The sequence below is a fragment of the Aetokthonos hydrillicola CCALA 1050 genome (assembly GCF_017591665.1).
Lineage (GTDB): Bacteria > Cyanobacteriota > Cyanobacteriia > Cyanobacteriales > Nostocaceae > Aetokthonos > Aetokthonos hydrillicola.
This window is the reverse complement of record NZ_JAAKGC010000415.1, coordinates 1-1,250: the sequence shown is the minus strand read 5'-3', so window position 1 is coordinate 1,250 and position 1,250 is coordinate 1. Positions and strand designations below refer to the sequence as shown.

Here is a 1,250-nt window from a genome sequence, read left to right as displayed (position 1 = left end):
GTGAACTTGTTAGAAAACTGCATTACCAAGCCAGTTATCAATGCTGCTGTAACTGTCGCTATCGCCCCGATCTTAGCAACCTTGATGGCTATTGGTGGTTCGCTAGGGTTCTCTAACGCGTTTCCAAGTTGCACAGATTCAACTCCGTTTCTAGAAGAAAAAACTGTATTGCGTCTATACGGTGTATATCCTTGAGCTACTACTATGATGGTTATAGGTCTGCCGATCATGCTATCCTCAATTAAAAACAGACATTGTCCTTCTCCATCAGAGACATCAAACAGAGATTCAATACGAACTCTAGCTCCTGGAACAGGTTGGCCTATCGGATCAAGTATTTGGAATCGGTATACCATCTATAAGCTCCTTTCTTGGTGTATGTTCGCTCATTTGAAACGATGGGATTGTAGGTTTAAAACTCAAAAAGAATTTTGACGGGGACTGAAGCCTCTACGGACTCACCTGATGTTTAACGTTGGAGCCTTGGTATTCCATATTTACTAGACATCAATTGACATTTCCTGTTTCAATCAAGGCAGTCAGCTGCCGCTTGTCCAGAGGCTTTAATTTCGGGGCGTTAACCCCTGATGACTTTGCTGAAAAACATATTTCAAACCCAAAGATGGTTACCCACCACAGTTTGATGAGTACAGACCATAATATCATGGTTGAAAATTGTATAGTGCACCACTTTTTTATTTCTCAATTATTAGGTTACAAGATTTAACGAGAAACCCTTGATCCCAGCAAATTCCTGACTGATAACATAAGAAATTGATTCTACCACAAAGCCCTAGGAAGCTAAATCTGTATCAATCCTACCTTGTGTTCAATTATCGTTATCTTCTATAGATTCCCTCAAAAGTAGAGAATGTGGATTTTAGCTATAATTGTATAGCATTTTTACTAGAAAATAATCTGAGTTAAGAAAAACGCTAAGGCTGCACTGCCTAATGGAACTGTCAAATTGTCAACACCTAAAAACGAAAAAGTCTCTAAGGCAGTAGCGACTAATGCCACTATTAACGATATCACCCAAGTTTGCCAAGTGTTACCTTGAACACTCAGTAAAATGAAAAGACTGACGATATAGCTAGTTATCGCCATTGCTAGGGAACCCTCCCAGCTTTTTTGCTTACCGAAGAGTTTATACTTGTGCTTCCCAAAGCGTTGTCCAATCAGTGCAGCAAGTCCATCTCCCCACGCCATAACCAAAATTCCTAGTGCTGCATAGTGGGGTTGTTGCAAGA

Annotated in this window: 2 protein-coding genes; both read right to left on the bottom strand. The window is 40.3% G+C overall.

Annotated features, from left to right (window positions below; genetic code table 11):
* A partial coding sequence (locus tag G4P69_RS38445; protein ID WP_208355269.1) for a peptidase associated/transthyretin-like domain-containing protein occupies window positions 1-356 on the bottom strand: 356 nt, incomplete at its 3' end.
* Window positions 357-906: 550 nt separating this feature from the next.
* Window positions 907-1,250 (bottom strand): diacylglycerol/polyprenol kinase family protein (locus tag G4P69_RS38440; RefSeq protein ID WP_243903196.1); only part of this gene is annotated, 344 nt, incomplete at its 5' end.